This window comes from uncultured Amphritea sp. (assembly GCF_937127095.1).
Lineage (GTDB): Bacteria > Pseudomonadota > Gammaproteobacteria > Pseudomonadales > Balneatricaceae > Amphritea.
Genome location: NZ_CAKZLP010000007.1, coordinates 1 through 17,479, shown reverse-complemented (window position 1 = coordinate 17,479; position 17,479 = coordinate 1). Strand labels below are relative to the sequence as shown.

Genomic DNA, 17,479 nt, shown 5'->3' with positions numbered 1-17,479 from the left:
ATAAGCAGCGAAAGGAATCTCATATGAAACAGATAAGAATTCACCGGCTGGCAATTATTAGCGGCATACTGATCATCGTATCGCTTATCTCGGTGCAAGTTCAGCCCTCTCAACTCATAGCACTGTATTTACAACGGTACTCTGGAGTTGATGCGCTACACCTGGCTGACATTATTCTCGGCTTGTTGTTTACCGCCATTGGTTTGCTACTGTTTGAACTACGTCAGACCCGGCGTCTCTATATGGTCGGCCTGAAACTAAAAAAACATCATGCCCGACATGTTCAGCTGCTGAACAAGCTGCCCTATGCCATTGCGGAACTTGATTCGCACAGGGTCATCCATCATTCCAACGATGCATTCAGACAGATATCAACGTTGCAGGGATTACCATCTATACAGCAACAAATAGAGCAACTGTTTAACCAACTGGAGCAAAACAGTGATCAGCAAAGTCCGACCCTACTACAGCGAATTCAGGCCGATGGCGCACCGCTGATATGCCTGGAGTGGCAACTGCACCGTTCGAATAACCACCTATTCCTCTCGGGCCGCGATATAACCCAACAACTGGAGGAGCAGGACAGGCTCTCTATTTCTGAAAAAATTATCGAAAGCACCCCTATCGGTGTAATGGTTACCGGCCCGGACAAGCGAATTCAGTATACTAATCCAGCTTTCGAGCAGGTCACAGGATACAACACCCAGGAAGTTCTCGGGCATTTCCCCTCTATCCTCAGCTCAGGAAAACAGGGAGCCGATTTCTATAAACAGATGTACCAGATAATGGAAAATGAAGGCTCCTGGCAAGGAGAGATTTGGAATCGCAAACGCAATGGCGATATTTATCTGGAATGGCTCTCCATCTCTGCCCTGAAAGATGAGCAGGGCAAAAGCACACACTACATCGGCATGTTCTCGGAGTTCACTGCCCAGGAACGGGTTAAAGAGAAGCTGCGTACACTGGCCTACTACGATGGCCTGACATCGCTGGCAAACCGCACGCTGTTTAACGAACACCTGCAGCGCCTGGTAACGAATAATAATGAAAAGCAGCTCTGCGTTATATTCTTCGACATTGACGGTTTTAAGCGGATCAATGATACCCTGGGCCATCACATAGGCGACCAGCTTCTTGTTGCCATTGCCAATCGAATAAAGGAAACCTGTCGAGAAGAGGATACGATTGCCCGTTGGGGCGGTGACGAATTCATTATGGCGATTGAGGTCTCCGACAGCCACATAGGGATCGATACATTCTGTAAAAAGCACCTGAAATCACTGAAACGGCCCTTTCTGATCAATGGCCGTGAACTCAGCATAACCGCCAGCATGGGGGTCAGCATCTATGGCGATGACGCGCATAGCTCCGCTGAACTGATCCGTAATGCCGACATTGCAATGTTCCAGTCAAAGAAACGGGGTAAAAACCGTTTTGAAATATTCTCACCTGCTCATCATGAAGTATTACTGGAAAGCATGGAGATCGAAAACCGTCTGCGGGTTGCTATCAAAGAAAACCAGATTGATGTTCATTTCCAGCCGCAGGTTTGCCAAGGGTCAACCATTTGCGGTCTTGAAGCACTGGCTCGCTGGCATGACCCAGTTCTTGGACAAGTACCTCCTCAAAAGTTTATTCAGGTTGCAGAAGAGACCGGATTAATCAATGATCTCAGTGAGTTGATCTACCATGTTGCACTGAAAAAATTCAAAACCATCAGGGCCATTTATCCGGCGTTTGGGTTGTCTGTAAATCTGTCCGCATCACAGCTTCAGGATGTTAACTTAGTCACAACGCTCAAACAGGTGACCGATGCTCAGAGTATCTCCCCCTCCAATATCAAACTGGAGATTACGGAAGATGTGCTGATGTCTGATATAGAACAGTCGATTCGCAATATCGCACTCTTGAAAGAGATGGGGTTTCAGATCTCTCTGGACGATTTTGGCACCGGTTATTCATCCCTTAGCTATCTGAAAGACCTTGATATCGATGAAATCAAAATTGATCGTTCATTTGTTCAGGACCTGATCTCCTCTGAACGAAATAAAGCAATTATTGAGGCAATTGTCGCTATGAGTAAAGTACTGGAAATCGATTGTGTCGTCGAAGGCGTCGAAACCGAAGAGCAGTTAAACCAACTGCTACAGATCGGCTGTACGAGCTTCCAGGGTTACTACTTCTACAAACCAATGCCTGCAAATCAGATCATCGAACTACTCACGGATTACTGTCAGGAGTGAGGTCTTATCATACTGAATGATATAAACAGACCTGATTGCCAATTGTAATCTGTCTGCAGACAGACTATTTCTATAGCCTTTAGTAACGGAACCCTTCTCCCCTGTTTGGTTTTCTGTATCATGGGAGGGCATTGCAGCTGCAAGAGAACGGAGTCTCTCAATACAAGCACGTTTAAATAATATTGCCATCGTTTAAAACAGGCCTCCTGCTCCGGAAAATCACATGTCGAGAAACAGTGTCATACCACTGCTTATGTACTCAGTATTCTTTACTTCCACCAGCGCACGGGCTGCCGAGCAGGATTTCAGTAATTTATCACTGAAAGAGCTGGTGGCGATGGATGTATTCACCTCGGCCTCATTGGTGCCGACTCAGGTCAACAAAGCGCCGGGCACGGTGTACACCTTCAGCCGTGATGATTTTAACCGTTATGGTGTGCGTCGACTGGATGATCTTTTACAGTTCGTACCGGGTCTGCAGCTTAATCAGTACCGTAAACGGCACCGCTCAATCTGGGCCAGAGGCGTGCTGGACCGCTCCAACGATAAGATGGTGCTGATGGTTGACGGCGTTCGGGTTCGCCAGCTCTACTACAACCATTTCAGTCTCGGGGATAACCTGCCACTGGAGTACATTGAAACGGTTGAGGTTATTCTCGGCCCCGCGTCGAGCCTCTATGGCGCCAACGCTTTTGCCGGCATCATCTCAGTGACTACCCGCAGTTTCAGCGAGACTGAACAGCTGGAAGCGGGAATCGAAGCGGGAGTCAATCAGAGAGCTAAAGGCACTGCACTCTATAACAGTGAAAACTTGCAGCTATTTGCCAGCCATCTGCAGCAGGACGCACCCTTCCGTTCTGACCGGAAGAGCTTCATCGGAAGTGACTCACTTCAGCCACTGGATGAAGACTACAGCAATATCCATATTAAAGCGCAGCCGCTGCCACGACTGACACTGCAACTGGATTACAACCACAGTGAAACACCCTTTCTCTTCATCCCTTCAACTCAGGATGCTTATATCGACAGTGATTATCTGAGCCTGTCGGCGCATTATGAGGTGGGGTCTATCCAGGAGGGACAGCTGGAAAGTACATTCTACTATCAGAAAGATAATACCCGGGAATATGAGCTGGAGCAGAAGACACAGTCGTCAGGCTATGAGGAGCATCAGAACGGCATTATGGCCGGGGCCTCGCTAACCCTGCTCAAGCAGCTTCAGGAGCACACCCTGGCAGGCGGTATCAGCTGGAGCTATGAGAAAGCCGAACGGAGTGACTATACCCGCAATTACCATTATTCCAGCGGTTTTCTATCGCCCCCCGAAACCGGAAACCTGCTCTCTGAGCCGGGCATAACCAACAATGACTATGCGGCATTTATTCAGGACATCTGGCAGCTGCGTCCGGATCTGAGCCTGACCATTGGCGGGCGCTATGATTACTTTGAACAGTTTGGCGGTTATTTTAACCATCGGACTGCTCTGGTTTATACACCGGATAATCAGCAAACCTGGAAGTTGCAGCATGGCACCGCAATTCGCACCCCGGGATTCAGGGAATACCTGAAAGTACTGGAGGGGACCAGTTTCCAGCCACCTCAGGTGGATGCGGAGCGGATAGCGATGACCGAACTGGGTTATCTGTACCAGTGGGATGAGGCCAGCATGAATATCAATCTGTTCAGAAGCCAGATAGATGATTTTATTCAGGAAGTACCGACTCCGGGTCTGGTCAGTACCGATGAATACTTTGCCAATAGCAATCTTGTTTATCGCATTCGCGGGGCGGAGTTGTTATTAAACCTGCGGCCGATACAAAAACTCCACTCCCGGCTGGGCATCAGTTATATTGAAAACGACTCAGATGAAGGATCACTGCCCTACCTGGCAGCCTGGACCGGTAGCCTGCAAACCGATTACCAGTTAACGCCCGAACATCTGCTCGGTGCCAGCCTGATCTATAACAGCAGCCGTACTGATACCAACAGTTATGATGATGCCGCCGATTCATTTACCACCGTCAACCTGTTTGGCTCTGGCAAACTGACCCGGCAGCTGGATTACTCATTTGGTATTGATAATCTATTTGATAAGCGGGTGATGGACCCTGCCGCTGACTTTGGCAAACAGTACAACAATGAGCGCAGTGAAAGAGAGCTCTGGTTCCGGCTGCAATGGAATCACGACTTTCTATGATTCAGACTCTGCACAGTTTTTTACTCTTTCACCTCCGGCATACAGCAGCGCTGTTGCTCCTGTTTGTCTGTCTGTTTCCGCTCAACCTCAGGGCCGAGTCCCATGAACACAAGTTACAGCAGGTGAAAGCAGCGATTTTGTTTAATATCGCGAAGTTCGTTCGCTGGCCGGAAGAGGCCCTATCTGAAAACCCGGATTTTCTAACGATCTGTCACTATCGGGAAAACAGCCTCCACCCGGCCATTCAGTCGATTCTAGGCAAACAGGTACAGCACAGAAAAGTCGACGATAAGCTGATTGGCTCATTAGCTAAGACTGACCAGTGTGCTATGCTGTTCATCCCGCTGAATCAGCTCAGTATTTTCGCTGAAGACCAGGCTCACCATGGCCCATTGCCTGTTTTAACCATAGCGGATCTGACAGAAAGCGACGCTGTCGGGCCATCGGATTCCCGGGCGGCAGTTAACCTTATCCGCCAGGGTTCACGTATAGGACTCGACATCTACCTTCCCGAAGTCACCCGTAACGGACTAACCATCAGTTCCGAACTCCTCAAATTAGCCCGGATCAGGAGGTAATAAAACAGATGTCCATCTTTAAACACCTCCCGCTGCGGCGCAAACTGATGTCGCTGCTACTGCTGATAAGCAGTACGGTACTGGCGCTGGCCACCACCGGTTTTGCCCTGCATGACTGGTTTGATTCGAAAGTTCAGGTTACCGAAACGCTTCGCTCTCAAGCGGATATAATCAGTACAAACTCCATTGCCGCACTCACCTTTGGCGATGCGGAGTCCGCCCGGATAACCCTTACATCACTGAATAATGTCCAGAATATTGTCATGGCGGTGCTCTATGATGCCGACAAGCAGCTGTTTGCAAAATACTCGCCCGATAACGTCCCAATACCTGTCCTGCCCAGCAACAGCGAAGGTGAGATTGATAATGCGCTCTATGTGATACGCCCGATAACCATCGATAACGATATCATCGGTTATACCCTGCTACTCTCTGACCTCAGCAGCCTTAAAGCGCGACAGATAGATCAGATGGGTATCGCGTTTGTGGTGTTTCTGCTGTCACTGGTTGTTGCCCTGCTGCTCTCAAGTGTTGCACAACGAATCATTACCCAGCCGATCTCTGAGCTGGCAAGTACTGCACGAAAAATAACCCGTACCCGCAACTATCAGTTACGGGTACGCAACCGGTCAAAAGATGAGATCGGCAGTCTGGCGACCGACTTCAACCAGATGATTGGTCAGATTCAGGCACGGGATAATGAACTTGAGCAAGCTCGCCAGCTATTGGAAGAGAAAGTAAAAGATCGCACCGCCGAGTTGCTCCTGTTGACAAAACAACTGGAACACCAGGCTTTCCATGACAGTCTGACTGGCCTGCCCAACCGCGCCACTTACGATAATAACCTCAGCACAGCGATCAATTATGCTGAACGGCGCAACGAGCAACTGACCATTATGTTCCTTGATCTCGACCGTTTTAAAGATATCAATGACACACTGGGTCATGATATGGGTGATCAGCTGTTGATAGAGATCTCATCCAGACTGAGCAAATGCCTGCGCAGCAGTGACACCCTGGCCCGACTCGGCGGGGATGAGTTTGCCGTTCTGGCGGTCAATACCTCTCAGGATCACGCAGCGGATATCGCGGCTAAACTGATCCAGGCGATCCAGGACCCAATTGAGATTCGTGAGTTTAACCTGCAGGTCACCACCAGTATTGGCATCAGTATCTATCCAACCGATGGCCGTGACGCAACAACCCTTATTAAACACGCTGATACCGCGATGTATTGCTCCAAAGCCGCCGGGCGTAATCAGTTCAGCTTTTTTGCCCAGGAGATGAATATTCGTTCTGAACGGCGTATTTTCCTGGCACAAAAGCTCAGACACGCAATCGATGAACAACTTTTTCAAGTCTACTATCAGCCAAAATGGTGTACACGTCGCAGAGCGATTGTCGGTGTAGAGGCGCTAATTCGCTGGTTCGACGATCAGGAGGGTGCAATCCCTCCGGACGAATTTATCCCGCTGGCTGAGGATCAGGGGCTGATCGGCCTGGTCGATCAGTGGGTTATCAAGAAAGCCTGTCAGGATATACTCACAGTCCGCGAGCAGTTTGGCGATCACATTCAGCTTTCGGTTAACTTCTCACCAGCACACTTCATTCGCCGGGACCTCTACAAACGGATTGCCGAAATACTCACAAAGACCGGTTTTCCGGGGACCGCTCTGGAGCTGGAGATCACCGAGACCTTTATGGCCACCGAGAATGAGTCACTGCTTGAGCAACTCAACCAGATTCGTAGTCTCGGGGTGGAGATATCCATTGATGACTTCGGCATCGCATACTCATCGCTCAGTCGCCTGAAACGCCTGCCGCTGAATACGCTGAAGATCGACCGCTCATTCATTCGCGATATCGGTAGCGACCACGATGATGAAGTGATCGTGAAAACCATCATCGATATGGCCCATAACCTTAACCTGAAAGTCGTTGCGGAAGGGGTTGAAACAGAGCAACAGCTGGCCTTTGTCGAACGATATAACTGCGATCAGGTACAGGGCTATCTGTTCAGTCCGCCTATACCACTGGAAAAGCTTATCCAGCTGATGGAGAAGCAAGACAAAACACTAGCCATTTAAATCCATATAATCTACAAGGTTTCTAGACAAAAATGTCAAATTTTTTGACATAATCATCGAAACCCTAGCATCCCTTAGCTGACCAAGCCGCGCCTAAACTAAAGCCCCGCTACATATTGTCGCACTGCTTATTTATGGCAATGAATATGCATCCCCTCACGCGTCAGCCGACTTCCATATCAGCGTTTTTAGTTCAGATTGCGCGACAATTTTGTCTTAATGCGACCTGTGACCATATGCCACAGCTATTTTTGTCATTTTTTGCGCCATAATGTCATAAATTACTAGAAAAGTTCTCTTAAAGAAAGAGAAGCCCTCACAATAAAAACATATAAAACAATAGGTTAGTTTTTTTTACATGATTGGTACAGTCTGTGCTAAATTGACATTATAGCTTTTGTCTACAAGCCATTACGCTGTGCTCTGCACGTTTGTTGCTCTCTTCGGCTTGTGCCGAATCAATGAAGGTATTTGAACTATGGTTTCTGAAACGGTTGTCGAGCTATCGCGGTGGCAATTTGCCCTGACCGCGATGTATCACTTTCTGTTTGTGCCCCTGACACTGGGGCTGTCTTTTATGCTGGCGATCATGGAATCTGTCTATGTGATGACCGGCAAACAGGTCTATAAAGATATGACCCGCTTCTGGGGCAAGTTGTTTGGTATCAACTTTGCGCTCGGAGTCACCACCGGACTCACCATGGAATTTCAGTTCGGCACCAACTGGGCCTATTACTCCCATTACGTGGGCGATATATTCGGGGCGCCGCTGGCGATTGAAGGGTTGATGGCGTTCTTTCTCGAATCGACCTTTGTCGGCCTGTTTTTCTTCGGCTGGGACCGGCTCACCCGGGTGCAGCACCTGAGTGTCACCTGGCTGGTCGCCATCGGCTCAAACTTCTCCGCACTGTGGATTCTGATCGCTAACGGCTGGATGCAAAACCCGGTTGGGGCTTACTTTAACTTCGAAACCATGCGCATGGAGATGGACAGCTTTGCCGATGTTATCCTCAACCCGGTGGCACAAGTTAAGTTTGTCCATACCGTTTCCGCTGGCTATGTCACCGGCGCCATGTTTGTTCTCTCTATCAGTGCGCTCTACCTCCTACGTAACCGGGATGTCGGCTTTGCCCGCCGCTCTTTCGCTATCGCCTCCGCGTTCGGCCTGGCGTCAGTACTGTCAGTTATTCTGCTCGGCGACGAAAGCGGTTATGAGATCGGTGATGTGCAGAAAGTAAAACTGGCAGCCATTGAAGCCGAGTGGGACACCCACCCAGCCCCAGCGGCATTTACACTTATCGGCCTGCCCGATCAGGAGCAGCAAGTCACCGACTATGCCGTGCGCATTCCGTGGGTACTGGGCCTGATCGCCACCCGTTCGGTGGATGAAGAGGTTACTGGCATTAAAGACCTTATCGCGATGAACGAAGTCCGCATCCGTAACGGTATGATCGCCTACGACCTGTTGCAGCAACTGCGCAAGGGCAATGATACGCCGGCTAACCGGGAAGCCTTCAGTGCAGTGAGCGACGATCTCGGATACGGTTTGCTGCTAACCCGCTTTACGCCTAATGTCAGTGATGCCACTGAAGCGCAGATCAAGGCTGCTGCACGTGACACCATTCCTTCGGTAGCCCCCATGTTCTGGACCTTCCGTATCATGGTAGCCACCGGCGTCATCATGCTGTTCACCTTTGCCGCTGCATTCTATTACACCGCGCGCCGCCGCGAGTACAAGACCAGGTGGTTACTTAAGCTGTCGGTACTCTGTCTGCCACTGCCCTGGATTGCCGTGGAAACCGGCTGGTTTATTGCTGAATTTGGTCGTCAACCCTGGGCGATTGGTGAGATTCTGCCAACCTATGTGGCCACCTCGACACTGAGCGAAACCGATCTATGGATGAGCATTGCCGGTTTTGCCGCACTCTATACTTCGTTCCTCCTGATCGAAATTTTCCTGATGGTCAAATATATCCGTAAAGGCCCCAGCGCCCTGGAAACTGGCCGTTATCACTATGAAGCACTAGGAGAAACTCAGCATGTTTGATTATGAAACTTTGCGCCTGGTCTGGTGGTTACTGGTGGGCGTCCTGCTAATTGGTTTTGCTATTACCGATGGCTTTGACCTGGGCGTGGCAATGCTGCTGCCCCTACTGGGCAAAAATGATACTGAACGACGGGTTATTATCAACACCATAGGGCCTCACTGGGATGGTAATCAGGTCTGGCTGATCACCGCAGGGGGCGCCATTTTTGCCGCCTGGCCGCTGGTCTATGCCACCGCGTTCTCAGGCCTGTACTGGGCCATGCTCTTGGTACTGTTTGCCCTGTTCTTCCGTCCGATCGGCTTTGAATACCGCAGTAAAATGCCGGGCAAACGCTGGCGGTATAACTGGGACCTGGCCCTTTGCCTGGGATCTTTTGTCCCGGCTCTGGTGTTTGGTGTGGCCTTCGGCAACCTGTTTCAGGGCCTGCCCTTCAGTTTTGATGAACTGACCCGTTCGACCTACACCGGTTCGTTCTGGGCGCTGCTAAACCCATTCGCGATTGTCTGCGGCCTGGTCAGCGTAATGATGCTGGTACTGCATGGAGCCGTCTGGCTGCAGATGCGGGCGGGCGGTGAAGTTCAGCAGCGCAGCCGCAGCACGGCAGGCTTTTCCGGTCTGTTGCTCAGCGTCCTGTTAGTGGTTGCGGGACTGTGGCTCTACAGCAGCATTCCTGGCTATAGCATCAGCAGTCATGTGATTACCGATGCCAGCTCCAATCCGCTGAACAAAACCGTGGAGCAGAGCGCTGACTGGTTTGGTAATTTTGCCCTCTATCCGCAGCTCTGGTTGCTGCCGCTAGCGGCGGTGGCTCTGCCGCTGCTGACCAGCCTGCTAGCCTGGGCCGGTCGCTATGGTCTGGCGTTTTTAACCAGTAGTTTGGGTATCAGCAGTATCATTCTGTTGGCAGGGGTCACCCTGTTCCCGTTTGTCATGCCATCCTCTACTGATATGGCTAGCAGCCTGACCCTATGGGATGCGACATCCAGTAAACTGACGCTGGAGATCATGCTCTGGGTTGCGGTAATTTTCGTCCCCATCATTCTGCTGTACACCATCTGGTGTTATGTGAAGATGTGGCGTCGAATCGAGCCCGATTTTATTGAACAGAATAATGTGTCTAACTATTAAGTTATGACTATAAGCGTGCCTGACTATTTAACGAGTCAGACCACTACCAATGCTTTAAAGACTTAGGAGAATAATATGTGGTATTTCGCATGGATACTCGGGGTTCTTCTGGCTTGCAGCTTCGGCATTATCAATGCCATGTGGCTGGAAAACCAGATGGATGACGCCGAATAAAAATCGGACAGATGCGGAGCTGGAGCAGTCAATCACTGTTCCAGCTTGCGGTACAGAGTACGCAGGCTACACCCCGCTATCTCAGCAGCGCGGCCTTTATCCGGACAGGTATGCATCAGCGCCTTAAGATAACGCTGCTCAACCTGATCCAGACTAAGTCCCTGCTCTGCCAGTTGGCGCAAGCCATCGGCAGGTTCATCACTCATGGCAGAAACAGGCATCAGATCAAGACTGCGCTGGATAACATCAACCCCGATCAGATCATCATGACGCAACACGGCCGCGCGCTCGAGAATATTTTTCAGTTCCCGCACGTTACCCTGGAACGATTGCTGAGCCAGCAGCTGCAACGCCTCGTCGGTGAGCTGCAATGGCGTTTTATCTTCGATACGCAAGAGAATGCTCTCCACCAGTAACGGCAGGTCATCACGACGCTCAGCCAGTGACGGCAAGCGAATAGGGAAGGTACTGATGCGATGAAACAGATCAACCCGGAACTCGCCCCGCTCAACCATGGCGGGCAGGTTTTTGTGAGTAGCGCAGATCAGGCGAAAATCAGCCGCGACCGCCTTACTATCACCCACCGGACGGAAAGTTTTGGTTTCGATCAGGCGCAGCAGTTTGACCTGCAGATGCAGCGGCACATCGCCCACCTCATCAAGAAACAGCGTGCCACCGTGGGCCGACTGAACCAGACCAGTGCGGGAGTTGATCGCACCGGTAAAAGCGCCTTTCATGTGGCCAAACAACTCACTCTCAAACAGACTGTCGGTAAGGCCGGAACATTCCACGGTAACAAAGGGCTTACTAGCCCGCGGACTGGCAGAATGAATCGCCTGCGCAGCCAGCTCTTTACCAGCCCCGGAAGACCCCATCAACAGCACATTGATGTCGGTTCTGCCAACCCGCTGAATCAGATTAACCAACTCGTTAAAGGGCTTGCTACGACCAATCATTTTATTGGCAATCGGTTCGGCGCTGACCTCCCGAATCGGCTTCATCACCTCAATAAAATAGGGGTGTTCCTCTTCGTCACTGATCGGGATCGTATCAATACCCACATGCTCTTTGCCCTGTGGCGTATTATGAATATGCAGCACACTGGCCCGGTGACCGCTGTCACGGGCTTCCTGCATCGGACAGGTTTCACCTTCAAGATCACAGGGGCGCTGATAACCATGAGAAAGAAAGAAACATTTCGCCGAGCGACGACCATTCAGCCCGCCAAAGCGAAAATCGTAACTGTTGTTGGTGGCAACCACGTTATAATCAGCATCAATCAAAACCGCAGGATCAGCATAGCTTTCCAGCACATTGCGCATGGTCCTTAACCAGCTTATTTTTGTCATAGCCTTGCTTCTTTTCCGTCACTTATGTCTAAAGTGTGTCAATAGTGTCAAGTAGCAGAAAATATTACCAGCTCCTTACCGGCAGAGGCCGTCATTGATGAGCCAGATCAACATTTCGACACTGCAGCAGTGTATTAACGGCCAGCAACTGCTGCGTCAGGCGGGCAAGATCAGCCGCCGCGAAAATCTCTGGCTGACCCTGACCGGCGCGTTACAGACCGCCATCACCATTGCCATCACCGGACTGATCGCACTGCTGATCAATAGCGCCGTGTATAGCGGATCAGTTAACGCACCCACTCTGTTTCAGCCAAGCATCATCAACCAGTCAGACCTCTGGCAGCACGGCTCATGGTGGCTGCTACTGGCTGCGTTACTGGTGCTACGGGCGCTGCTACCCCTGTGGCAGACGCGACTGGCAGATCGAGCCAGCATAAGGGTGCGCAACCAGTTGAGATCAATCGTCCTGACCCATTGCGCAGGCTTGCAGCTGAGTTTAGAGCAGCAGTTCAGCAGTGCAGAGCTGAGTAACCTGCTCAGCGGAGAGATCGATAGCACCCGGGATTATTTTGCCGAGTTTTTACCGCAGCAGCGGCTGGCGATGCTGGCACCTCTGATGATTATCGCGGCCTGTCTCTGGAGCGGCTGGCTGGTTCCCCTGCTGCTGGCGCTCACAGCACCGCTGGTGCCGCTGTTTATGATCATCGTCGGGCACAAGGCTGCCGCCGCCAGTAAACGCAACCTGACCGAGCTGACGCGGCTGGGCAATCTGCTGTCTGACCGCATCAAAGGGATCTCTGCGCTGCAACTGGCGAACAGCTGCTCTGAGGAACAGCACAACCTGTTCCGCCAATCGGAACAGTTTCGCCACTCCACCATGCAGGTGCTGCGCCTGGCGTTCCTGTCGGGCACTCTACTGGAGTTTTTCAGCGCCATCAGTATCGCTATGGTGGCGGTGTACCTGGGCCTGCTCTATCTCGATAAATACCAGATTGGTATGTGGCAGGAGCAGCTCACCCTGACTCACGGTATCTTCCTGCTAATGCTGGCACCGGAATTTTACCTGCCGCTACGCCGTCTGGGCGCGCTCTATCACGCCCGTGCTGACGCCAGCAGCGTTGCCGATCATCTGCTCAGACTGATACAGCTTAAGCCTCCAACAGGCTCCGCTGCGACCGATCAGACGCCGCTGTCTGAACACAATCCGCTGCAGCAGATCAGCCTGCAACAACTGCAGACTGGCTATGGTGAAACGCCTGTCGGCAAGCCCTATAGCTTCACCCTGAAGCGGGGTGAGAATGTACTCCTAAAAGGCCCCTCGGGGGCGGGTAAAAGCACCCTGCTGGATACGTTGGCGGGCGTGCTGCCAGCCATCAGTGGGCTGATATTGCTGAATGAGATCGGTATCAACCTTTATAACAATCGCAGCTGGCAGCAAAAAGTGGGCTATATGACTCAGCAGCCAGAGCTGCTGTTCGACACGCTGCGCAATAACCTCTGTCTGGGACGGGAGTTCACCGATACAGAGCTGTTCGACGCACTGCAACAGGCCCGCGCGGATGATCTGGTCAGGGCGCTACCCGGACAGCTTGATTATCACATCAGCGACAGCGGCGGTTTTCTGTCAGGGGGGCAGGCACAGCGTATCGCCCTGGCCCGGGTGTTCCTGCATAAACCTGAACTGCTACTACTGGATGAACCCACCGCCAACCTTGACCATGACACCGCGCAGCAGTTTATGGAGAGCCTGAAGCGTTTCTCGGCGGCGGGCGGCATCGTGCTGATCAGCAGCCACCGGGATGAAGCGGAGCAGTTTGACCGGGTGATCTGTCTCGACAGCTTAACGACTTCGGAGAGCGCCCATGCCTGAACTGGTAAAACGCTATTTTCAGCTGCTCTGGCAACAACGGGGGATGGCCACACTGGGTCTTCTTCTGGCAACCATCACCGCACTGTCCGGTATCGCACTGCTGGCGGTATCCGGCTGGTTTATCAGCGCCACTGCGCTGGCTGGTTTGTCGCTGGCCAGCGCCCATGGGTTTAACTACTTTGCTCCGGGTGCCATCGTCAGGGGGTTATCCATCGCGCGCACCTTTGGCCGTTACGGCGAGCGACTGGCAACCCATGAAGCCACTTTTCGGGTGATATCTCACCTGCGCAGCGACATGTTCGGCACACTGACACGCCATAACTGGCAAGAGCAACCCCTCAATAGCCATGAAGCCAGCAGCCGCCTGCTGGACGATATACGCCATGCTGAGTCGTTGTATCTCTCTGCCCTGGTGCCCGGCCTGGTGATGCTGCTTAGCGCGTTGCTGTATCTGGCGACGGTGACACTGTTTCTACCCCAGTTAGCCCTGTGGCTGTTACTGCCATTGTTGACCTCAGTCGTGCTGCTGCCAGCGCTCTATTTGCGCCGGGTGTTGCAACCACAGAACACCCTGCACCAGCAACGCAGCCAGCAGTGGAGTGATGCCCACTCCCTGTTCAGCAACCTGCGTACGCTGATTCTGTTTGACCGGCTGACGCCACAGAGCGATAAACTGTGCCACAGCGCCGCTATCGCCGACCAGACCGAACAACGGGCCAGTAACGCCCGTCAGAGCGTCCACGCACTGAATCAACTGGTGCAGGCATCGATGCTGCTGCTGGTGCTGTGGCAGGGACTTGAGGGTCTCGCAACGGGGCAGCTGGAAGGCGCACTGGTGTTTATGCTGTTACTGCTGACACTGGGACTACAGGAGGTGCTGACCACCGGCAGTAGTGCTCTGGCAGCTTTCGCACTGGGTTACCAGGCACTGCAACGTATCGGACAATTAAGCCCTGCCGAACCGCAACCTGATCAGCGACGCTTCATTGATCCGGCCAGCCCGCAAACAATGATCACTGTGGAAAATCTCAGTTACCGCTACCCCACGCGGCAAGAAGCGACGATAGCCGCGCTCAACACTGAACTGACTGAAACTAACTGGTACTGGCTGACCACCCCCAGCGGCCAGGGTAAAACCACCCTGATGCAGCTGCTAGCCGGACAGTTGCAGTCGCAACAGGGCCGGATAACCTTCTCAGGCATCGAGGCAAATCAGATCGGCCTGATGCCACAACAGATCAGCCTGTTACAGGGCAGCCTGCGCTTTAATCTCTGCCTGCATCAGCCATACAGTGACGCTGTCCTCTGGGAGACGCTGAAAATGGTCGAATTGGATCACTGGGCCAGCGGGCTACCGGAGCAACTGGACAGCTGGCTTGGCAAAGGCGCGCACCTGCCATCCGGCGGGGAGGTGAAACGACTGGGACTGGCACGCCTGATCCTGCAGGACCGCAAGGTGCTGCTACTGGATGAACCCACGGCAGGCATTGATACCGAACGCAGCCAGCGAATTCTGCAACGGCTCAGACAACACTGGTCTGGTCACATAATTATTATCAGCAGCCATGATACCGCGCTGATGACTACCCCAGATATACGGCTGGTGCTGTAGTTTCTATTTATCCAGACAACAAAAAGCCCGCATCAGGCGTGCGTTACACAAACAAAAAAGGCCCGCATTTGCGGGCCTTTTTTTGTGGCGTCAGCGCAACAATTACTTGTTCGCTTTACGCTCTTTCTCTTCAGCAATAACTTTGTCAGATACAGACGCAGGGCACGCTGAGTAGTGTGCGAACTCCATAGAGAACTGACCACGACCAGAGGTCATAGTACGCAGGTGTCCGATATAACCGAACATCTCAGACAGCGGCACGTCAGCTTTAATACGAACGCCTGAACCCGCAGCTTCCTGACCAGAGATCATGCCACGACGACGGTTAAGGTCACCGATAACATCACCTACGTGATCTTCAGGGGTGAACACGTCAACCTTCATGATCGGTTCCAGCAGCTGTGGACCCGCTTTAGGCATGGACTGACGGAAAGCACCTTTAGCAGCGATCTCAAATGCAATCGCAGAGGAGTCAACCGCGTGGTAACCACCGTCGTACAGCTCGATCTCAACGTCCAGTACAGGGAAGCCAGCCAGCGGACCGGTATCCATCATGCTCTTGAAGCCCTTCTCGATAGCCGGGAAGAATTCCTTAGGTACGTTACCGCCCACAACAACTGAAGTGAACTTGAAGCCAGTGTTCTGCTCGCCCGGCTTAATGCGGTAATCGATCTTACCGTACTGACCTGAACCACCAGACTGTTTCTTGTGAGTGTAGCTGTCTTCAAGCGCCTGAGTGATAGTCTCACGGTAAGCAACCTGTGGCTGACCTACGATCAGTTCAACACCGTAAGTACGCTTCAGAATGTCGACCTTGATATCCAGGTGCAGCTCGCCCATACCTTTCAGGATGGTCTCACCAGAATCTTCGTCGGTTTCAACCTGGAATGATGGATCTTCAGCAACCAGCTTACCGATCGCGATACCCATCTTATCAACAGCGCCTTTGTCTTTCGGCTTAACTGCGATAGAGATAACCGGATCTGGGAACACCATGGCTTCCAGAGTACATTCGTGCTTAGGATCACACAGGGTGTGACCGGTCTGAACGTTCTTCATACCTACGACGGCGATGATGTCACCGGCCTGTGCAGAGGTCAGTTCGCTCTTGTCGTCTGCCTGCATCTCAACCATGCGACCAATACGCTCAGTCTTGCCGGTTGCAGAGTTCAGTATGGTGTCACCTTTATTGATCTTACCTGAGTAGATACGGATAAAGGTCAGGGCGCCGAAACGGTCGTCCATGATCTTGAATGCCAGAGCACGGAATGGCTCGTCAGCAGATACGATGGCTTTCTCGCCAGTCGGGTTACCTTCTTCATCGGTCAGATCCTGTGGATCAACTTCTGTTGGGCTTGGCAGATAATCAACAACTGCGTCCAGAACCAGCTGAACACCCTTGTTCTTAAATGCAGAACCACAGTAAGTAGGGAAGAACGCCAGAGTGCGGGTACCTTCGCGGATGCAGCGCTTCAGGTCATCGATAGATGGCTCAGTGCCTTCTTCGAGGTATTCCATCAGCAGATCTTCGTCCATTTCAAGAGCAGTTTCGATCAGCTCCTGACGGTACATTTCTACATCATCAGCCATGTCCGCTGGGATGTCCTGCACTTCGAAGTTTTCTGGCAGGCCAGTGTCGTCCCATACGTAAGCTTTCTGAGTCAGCAGATCAACAACACCAACAAACTCGTCTTCAGTACCGATTGGCAGAACCATAACCAGTGGCTTGGCGCCCAGTACTTTCTTCACCTGCTCAACAACGCGGTAGAAGTCTGCACCCAGACGGTCCAGCTTGTTCACGAAGATGATACGCGAAACTTCTGAGTCGTTCGCGTAACGCCAGTTGGTTTCAGACTGTGGCTCAACGCCGCCTGAACCACAGAATACGCCGATGCCGCCATCAAGTACTTTCAGGGAACGATAAACTTCAACGGTGAAGTCAACGTGTCCAGGGGTGTCAATAACGTTCAGGCGGTGGCCTGCCCATTCACAGGTAACAGCAGCAGACTGAATGGTAATACCACGCTCAGCTTCCTGTTCCATGAAGTCAGTAGTGGATTCGCCGTCGTGTACTTCACCGGTTTTGTGAATTTTACCGGTCAGCTTCAGGATACGTTCCGTGGTGGTAGTTTTACCCGCGTCAACGTGGGCAAAGATACCTATGTTTCTGTATTTAGAGAGGTCTGTCATAAC

General features: G+C 51.9%; 11 protein-coding genes. 9 read left to right on the top strand and 2 right to left on the bottom strand.

The genetic code is table 11. From position 1 onward, the window contains the following. The first annotated feature begins 23 nt into the window (after positions 1–23). The 7 genes from Q0499_RS01120 (at position 24) to cydX (ending at position 10,455) form a co-directional block, all read left to right on the top strand. Positions 24–2,243, top strand: coding sequence for an EAL domain-containing protein (locus Q0499_RS01120; RefSeq protein ID WP_299195040.1), 2,220 nt, complete (start codon positions 24–26; stop codon positions 2,241–2,243). Positions 2,244–2,466: 223 nt separating this feature from the next. After that, a complete protein-coding gene (locus Q0499_RS01115; RefSeq protein ID WP_299195037.1) occupies positions 2,467–4,440 on the top strand; it encodes a TonB-dependent receptor in 1,974 nt (657 codons plus the stop codon). After that, on the top strand, positions 4,437–5,018 hold the full coding sequence (locus Q0499_RS01110; RefSeq protein WP_299195035.1) for a YfiR family protein: 582 nt from the start codon (positions 4,437–4,439) through the stop codon (positions 5,016–5,018). Before Q0499_RS01115 ends, Q0499_RS01110 begins: the two co-directional genes overlap by 4 nt. An 8-nt stretch (positions 5,019–5,026) precedes the next feature. Beyond that, positions 5,027–7,105: an EAL domain-containing protein gene (locus tag Q0499_RS01105; RefSeq protein ID WP_299195032.1), complete on the top strand. Its 2,079-nt coding sequence runs from the start codon at positions 5,027–5,029 to the stop codon at positions 7,103–7,105. A 478-nt stretch (positions 7,106–7,583) separates the two neighbouring features. Beyond that, positions 7,584–9,152 carry a cytochrome ubiquinol oxidase subunit I gene (locus Q0499_RS01100; RefSeq protein ID WP_299195029.1) on the top strand — a complete coding sequence of 523 codons (1,569 nt, stop codon included), beginning with the start codon at positions 7,584–7,586 and terminating at the stop codon, positions 9,150–9,152. Then, entirely contained in the window at positions 9,145–10,281 is a 1,137-nt protein-coding gene (gene cydB / locus Q0499_RS01095; protein ID WP_299195026.1) for a cytochrome d ubiquinol oxidase subunit II, read from the top strand. The genes Q0499_RS01100 and cydB overlap by 8 nt, the downstream gene beginning before the upstream one ends. A gap of 75 nt (positions 10,282–10,356) precedes the next feature. Further along, positions 10,357–10,455, top strand: coding sequence for a cytochrome bd-I oxidase subunit CydX (gene cydX, locus Q0499_RS01090; RefSeq protein WP_299195023.1), 99 nt, complete (start codon positions 10,357–10,359; stop codon positions 10,453–10,455). 32 nt (positions 10,456–10,487) lie between these two features. Here cydX and Q0499_RS01085 read toward each other — a convergent pair whose 3' ends face one another. Further along, positions 10,488–11,804, bottom strand: a complete 1,317-nt coding sequence (locus Q0499_RS01085; RefSeq protein WP_299195021.1) for a sigma-54-dependent Fis family transcriptional regulator — start codon at positions 11,802–11,804, stop codon at positions 10,488–10,490. Between the two features lie 97 nt (positions 11,805–11,901). On the opposite strand from Q0499_RS01085, the gene cydD reads away from it, so the two are divergent. Both cydD and Q0499_RS01075 read left to right on the top strand, forming a co-directional pair. After that, positions 11,902–13,674: a thiol reductant ABC exporter subunit CydD gene (gene cydD / locus Q0499_RS01080; RefSeq protein ID WP_299195018.1), complete on the top strand. Its 1,773-nt coding sequence runs from the start codon at positions 11,902–11,904 to the stop codon at positions 13,672–13,674. Continuing rightward, a complete protein-coding gene (locus Q0499_RS01075; RefSeq protein ID WP_299195015.1) occupies positions 13,667–15,286 on the top strand; it encodes an ATP-binding cassette domain-containing protein in 1,620 nt (539 codons plus the stop codon). The genes cydD and Q0499_RS01075 overlap by 8 nt, the downstream gene beginning before the upstream one ends. 102 nt (positions 15,287–15,388) lie before the next feature. On the opposite strand, the gene fusA is transcribed toward Q0499_RS01075, so the two are convergent. Beyond that, positions 15,389–17,476 carry an elongation factor G gene (gene fusA / locus Q0499_RS01070; RefSeq protein WP_299195080.1) on the bottom strand — a complete coding sequence of 696 codons (2,088 nt, stop codon included), beginning with the start codon at positions 17,474–17,476 and terminating at the stop codon, positions 15,389–15,391. Between the last annotated feature and the right edge of the window lie 3 nt (positions 17,477–17,479).

Bases quoted from the DNA above. Each gene is read 5' to 3' on its own strand.
- fusA (WP_299195080.1), bottom strand. From the start codon at position 17,476: ATGACAGACCTCTCTAAATACAGAAACATAGGTATCTTTGCCCACGTT.
- Q0499_RS01105 (WP_299195032.1), top strand. From the start codon at position 5,027: ATGTCCATCTTTAAACACCTCCCGCTGCGGCGCAAACTGATGTCGCTG.
- Q0499_RS01120 (WP_299195040.1), top strand. From the start codon at position 24: ATGAAACAGATAAGAATTCACCGGCTGGCAATTATTAGCGGCATACTG.
- Q0499_RS01100 (WP_299195029.1), top strand. From the start codon at position 7,584: ATGGTTTCTGAAACGGTTGTCGAGCTATCGCGGTGGCAATTTGCCCTG.
- Q0499_RS01110 (WP_299195035.1), top strand. From the start codon at position 4,437: ATGATTCAGACTCTGCACAGTTTTTTACTCTTTCACCTCCGGCATACA.
- cydB (WP_299195026.1), top strand. From the start codon at position 9,145: ATGTTTGATTATGAAACTTTGCGCCTGGTCTGGTGGTTACTGGTGGGC.
- cydX (WP_299195023.1), top strand. From the start codon at position 10,357: ATGTGGTATTTCGCATGGATACTCGGGGTTCTTCTGGCTTGCAGCTTC.
- cydD (WP_299195018.1), top strand. From the start codon at position 11,902: ATGAGCCAGATCAACATTTCGACACTGCAGCAGTGTATTAACGGCCAG.
- Q0499_RS01115 (WP_299195037.1), top strand. From the start codon at position 2,467: ATGTCGAGAAACAGTGTCATACCACTGCTTATGTACTCAGTATTCTTT.
- Q0499_RS01085 (WP_299195021.1), bottom strand. From the start codon at position 11,804: ATGACAAAAATAAGCTGGTTAAGGACCATGCGCAATGTGCTGGAAAGC.
- Q0499_RS01075 (WP_299195015.1), top strand. From the start codon at position 13,667: ATGCCTGAACTGGTAAAACGCTATTTTCAGCTGCTCTGGCAACAACGG.